This window comes from Myxococcus llanfairpwllgwyngyllgogerychwyrndrobwllllantysiliogogogochensis (assembly GCF_006636215.1).
Lineage (GTDB): Bacteria > Myxococcota > Myxococcia > Myxococcales > Myxococcaceae > Myxococcus > Myxococcus llanfairpwllgwyngyllgogerychwyrndrobwllllantysiliogogogochensis.
The window spans coordinates 1-4,661 of sequence record NZ_VIFM01000448.1 but is presented as its reverse complement, the minus strand read 5'-3'; the positions used below and the strand labels follow the sequence as shown (position 1 = coordinate 4,661).

Sequence of the window (4,661 nt, the reverse complement as noted above, 5' to 3'; positions counted from 1 at the left end):
GCTCCGCGAGGCGAGCCTGCGCACCACCCCACCCTGCACCAGCGCGCTGAGCACGCCCACCACCGCGAAGAGCCAGCCCGCGCGCAGGCTCGCCTCGCGGAGCACCGCCGTGTCCGTCATCACCGGGTGGAGGAACAGCCCCCCCTCCAGCGCCACCGGCCCCACGGAGAGAAAGCGCGTGAGCAGGTAGACGGAGAACGTCCCCTCCATCTGTGAGAACGCGGTGGTGAACAGCAGCATCAGCACCAGGCACCGCGCGACGACGGGCAGCCGCAGCGCCTGGACGGCGCCCTTGAGGGTGCGCACATGGCCCTCCGGCCCCCCCTCCACCCGGGACTCCGGGAGGAAGAACCAGGTGCAGACCAGATTGACGGCCACCAGCCCCGCCGCGAACAGGCCAATGGCCAGGTTGCCGCCCCATGCGCCCAGGAAGCCGCCCAGCGCGGGCCCCAGCACGAAGCCCAGGCCGAAGGCCGCGCCGATGACGCCCATGCCCCGCGCGCGCTCCTCCGGGCGGGTGATGTCCGCGACGACGGCCTGCGCGGTGGCGATGTTGCCGCCGGAGATGCCGTCGATGACGCGCGCCAGGAAGAGCAGCGGCAGCGAGTGCGCCAGGGCGAACAGCACGTAGCCCAACAGGGAGCCCACCTGACTGAGCAGCAACACCGGCCGGCGGCCGTACCTGTCACTCAGCCGACCGAGCACGGGGGCCGCCACCAGCTGCATCAGCGAATAGACGGAGATGAGCAGCCCCACCGTGAAGGGCGACGCCCCGAACTTCACTCCGTACACGCCCAGCTGCGGAATCAGGATGCCGAACCCGATGAGGTCCAGCGACACGATTCCGAAGACGACGCGCAGTGACGCCGTCCGGCTCACCCGTAGCTCCCTTGCTGGAAATGAAAAACCGCCGGAGCGCGGAAGATAGCGCTCCGGCGGTCTGAAAGGCGCGGCAACTCCGCGCCCCGCGACGATTTGACGCTCTCTTCTAGAGCGCCTCGGCGGACTGGACGTTCCGGTTCGCCGTGTCGCGGTCGATGCAGCCCTTGGTCAGGGTGTACTGGTACGTGCCCAGCTCGTCGCGCCAGTACTCACCCTCGTACGGCCAGTAGAGCTGGTCGTCGGAGACGGCCACCGAGAACTTGTACTTCTTGACGATGGACGTACGGCCCCCCGCCTTGAGCTGGTCCTCGAGGAACTCCTTCTCCTTCGTCGTCGTCTCGAACTTGATGCGCAGGCCGTTGGCGAGCAGCTGCTTGAGCGCGACGAGCTCCGTCTCCAGCTTGCCCTTGGCCATGATGCCCGCCTTGGAGATGAGGCCCGTGCGGTGGACCTTCAGCTCCTCCAGCAGGCTCTTGGAGAGCTCGGAGTACTTGAAGGTGTCACCCCGGCTGGCGAACGCGTCCATCTCCCCTTCCAGCTCGAGGATGGAGTCGTTCGTCTTGCGCAGGTCCTGGTCCGTGAGGGCCAGGCGGAGGATGCGCTCCAGGATGACGTCCGTCTCGTTCTTCTCCAGGCCGTCCTTGTTCTTCTTCTGCACGTCCGCGAGCACCGAGTAGTACTCGCCCGCTTCCATGTTCTTCTTCACCAGGGACTCGAGCTGGTCATGGACCGGCAGGTACGTGCGCTCGAAGTCCTGGAGGATGATGTTGGACTCGCGGTAGCGGCAGTTCTCGTAATAGATGACCGCCTTGAGGATGAGCGCTTCCGGGAAGTATTCCTCGCGGAAGAAGGGCGACGAGAGCGTGATGAGGTTGCCCAGCGCCTGCTCGAACTGGCCCACGCGGTAGTTGGCCCAGCTCGCCTCGAAGAGCGACTCCAGCCACTGCGTGTTCCCGCGCTCCACCTTGCCCAGGTAGAACAGCGCGAAGCGGTTCTGCTGCATGCCGTAGTGCGTGCGGGCCAGCTGCATGAACGCCAGCTCGCGCAGCGACTTGTCCAGCTTGACCTGGTCCGCGGACTTGCCGGCCACCGGGCGGGTGAGGCGCACCACTTCCTTCATCGCCTCCACCGACGCCAGCATCTCCCCGTTGCCACGCTTGGCCGCCGCGTCCTTCTGACGGCTGCCGTTGCGGAACGAAGCCAGACCGTCCAGGTACCGCGCGCGGGGGTAGAACGCGTCCGTCTTGGGAATCAGCAGCGTCAGCCGCTGCACTTCCGCGAAGCTCTTGTCCGCGTCCGCGTTCTGGCCCACCTGGTCCAGCGCGCGGCCGCGCACGAAGTGGTAGCGCGCCAGCAGGTAGCGGAACTCGTTGCGGTACTTCTCCGGGAACTCCTGGTTCGCGTGACGGGCAATCTCGTCGAGGATGACCGTCTCGTTCTTCGTCTTGCGGCTGATGAAGAACAGCCACTCCAGGCTCGTCTTGAAGAACTTGGTGGACGGCCCCAGGGCGAGCAGCTTGGAGAACTCACCGAGCGACGAGTGGTACATGCCCATGCGGTAGAGTGACTTGGCCAGCACGTAGCGCGCCTCCGTGTGCAGGCCCGCGAGCTTCGGGTCCGCGAGGAGCTCGTGGGCCGACATGGCGGCCTTCTCGTACTCGTCGTTCTTGAAGAGGCTGACGGTGATGTCCAGCCGCTGGCGGTCCGCCGTCTTGCCGGACACGTCCACCGCGTCGAAGGACATGGTGGGCGCGGGCGTCTTGGGCGTCTCCTGCGTCAGGTCCAGCCCGAAGCCGCCGCTGTTCGCGGGAGCCGCGGGCGGGGTGGGCGTGGGCGCCGGAGCGGGCGTCGCCTCGGAGGGAGAGGTGGGGCCGGTCACCGCGGCCGGAGTGGCCTCGATGGGACCGGTGGCCTCCGCCGGAGCGTCGTCTTCCACGGGCGCGGGAGGCGTCTTGCCCCGCGAGCCACGCGTCGGCTTCTTCTTCGACTTGGAGGCCTTGGAGGACCGGGTGGTTGAAGCACCCTTCTTCTTCTTCTTGGACTTGGACTGACCACCCAGGTCCAGTCCCTCGAAGTTCTGGGCGAACGAAGGGGCCGTCCACACGAGCGCGAGCCCGAGGACGGCGAGGCGGATGAGCCTGAAGGAGCGCAGCATCATGACCCAGGGTTGGACGACGGGAAGAAGAAGGACACTCCCAGCTCGAACAGCAGCTGGTTGCGCAGATAGTTGTCGGTGCGGCCCTTCTCCACATAGATGAGGTCGCGCACCTCCGTGCGCAGCGTCACCCAGCGGTTGAAGAAGAAGCGCATCCCCACGCCCACGTTGCCGCCGGGGGTGAGGTAGTCCTTGGCCAAGAGGCCCGTGGCGTCATCCAGGTCCGGTCCCCGGTACTGGATGACCGAGCCACCCACGACGCCGTACAGGTCGAAGTGGATGAAGCTTTCGGCCAGGAGCGACAGCTTGCCGTAGATGGGCGCCCACTGGACGTCCGCGCCACCCAGCAGCTTGAGCTGCCCGGGAGCCTGACCATCCAGTTCGCTCTTGGCGGGCGACTTACAGCCGCGCGTGGAGCCATCCGTGCCGTCGGAGAAGGTGCAGATCTGCGCCGAGCCCGCGACCGCGTTCACCGCGTAGCCCGCCCGCAGGCTGATGCCGAGCGTCTCCATGGGGTGATACGTGAGCACGCCGCCGAAGATGTACTTGGTGAAGAAGGCGTCGCGCAGCGACAGCGTCGCGGACGGGCTGAACTCGAAGCGCCCCTTCTTCAGGAACACGTGGCCCGACACGGGCCGCACCCGCTCACGCAGGGGGCCGAGCCGGTCCTTGTCCACCTCGGACACGTCGCCGGCCTCCTCCTCCTCGGAGGTGGCCTGCGCGTTCGCCAGCACGGGCATGGTGAGACAGAGGGTCAACAGCCAACGGAAGACGGGCTTCATTCCGCGTCCCTCCCCGTCGAACGGAAGGGCAGGAACAGCGAGATGCCGGCGTTGAGGGTCATGACGTTCTGGATGGCCCCCTTGGCGCTGCCCAGGGGCTGATCCACATAGGAGGTGTTGATGAGCGCCACGTTCACCGCGATGAAGTCCTGGGCCACGAAGCGCATGCCCAGGCCCAGATCCGCGGCGGGGTTGAGCCCGCGGCCGGGCAAGGACGAGGTCTCCGTCTTCACCACGCCCGCGCCCGCCAGCAGATAGCCGTCGAAGTGCAGGATGGAGTTGAGGAAGGCCACCTTGCCGTACAGCGGGCTCCACTCCACGTCGCCCATGGCGGACCACTCGGGCACCGAGTTGTAGATCTTGCTGTAGAAGGCGCGCTTGGCGGTGCGCACGTCGTCGGACGGCACCACCTGCATCAGCGAGCCACGCGCCGAGATGGCCAGGGTGTCCGCCAGGTAGTAGGCGCCCCGCAGGGAGACACCCACCTTCGAATAGAACGGATCATTGACGGAGACGCTGATGAGCGGCGTCAGCTCGAAGCGTCCCTGCTTCCGGTACACCTTTCGCTGGACGCTCTTCACCCGGTCTTCCTGGGTGATGTCGGTCAGCGGCGGCAAGGCCTCGGGAGGAGGAGCCTCCTCCTCCACGGGTCGGGTGGCGGTCGCTGCGGGCGCGGCCTCCTCCGCCGGCGGCGGCGTGGGTGATTCTTCGGACTTGGGCTGGGTCTCTTCCGTGAGGTCGAGTCCCATGCCCTCCTGGCTCTGCGCAGGTGCCAGGGCGGGCACCAGGCACAGCGCGAGCAGCAACGTGTGGCGATTCAAACCGGGGGCTCCGTGGGGGAG

Annotated in this window: 4 protein-coding genes; all 4 read right to left on the bottom strand. The window is 67.1% G+C overall.

Annotation, left to right across the window (positions count from 1 at the left end):
* On the bottom strand, positions 1-879 hold an 879-nt coding region (locus tag FJV41_RS47990; RefSeq protein ID WP_141649330.1), incomplete at its 3' end, for an MFS transporter.
* 109 nt (positions 880-988) lie between these two features.
* The gene (gltC, locus tag FJV41_RS47985; protein WP_141649331.1) at positions 989-3,037 is read right to left on the bottom strand and encodes an adventurous gliding motility protein GltC; all 2,049 of its coding nucleotides are present in this window, start codon (positions 3,035-3,037) and stop codon (positions 989-991) included.
* The gene (locus FJV41_RS47980) at positions 3,037-3,819 is read right to left on the bottom strand and encodes an outer membrane beta-barrel domain-containing protein (RefSeq protein ID WP_141649329.1); all 783 of its coding nucleotides are present in this window, start codon (positions 3,817-3,819) and stop codon (positions 3,037-3,039) included. The genes gltC and FJV41_RS47980 overlap by 1 nt, the downstream gene beginning before the upstream one ends.
* Positions 3,816-4,640 (bottom strand): outer membrane beta-barrel domain-containing protein, encoded by an 825-nt coding sequence (locus FJV41_RS47975; RefSeq protein WP_141649328.1) that lies wholly within the window; start codon positions 4,638-4,640, stop codon positions 3,816-3,818. Before FJV41_RS47975 ends, FJV41_RS47980 begins: the two co-directional genes overlap by 4 nt.
* Positions 4,641-4,661: the final 21 nt, after the last annotated feature.

Bases quoted from the DNA above. Each gene is read 5' to 3' on its own strand.
- gltC (WP_141649331.1), bottom strand. From the start codon at position 3,037: ATGCTGCGCTCCTTCAGGCTCATCCGCCTCGCCGTCCTCGGGCTCGCG.
- FJV41_RS47980 (WP_141649329.1), bottom strand. From the start codon at position 3,819: ATGAAGCCCGTCTTCCGTTGGCTGTTGACCCTCTGTCTCACCATGCCC.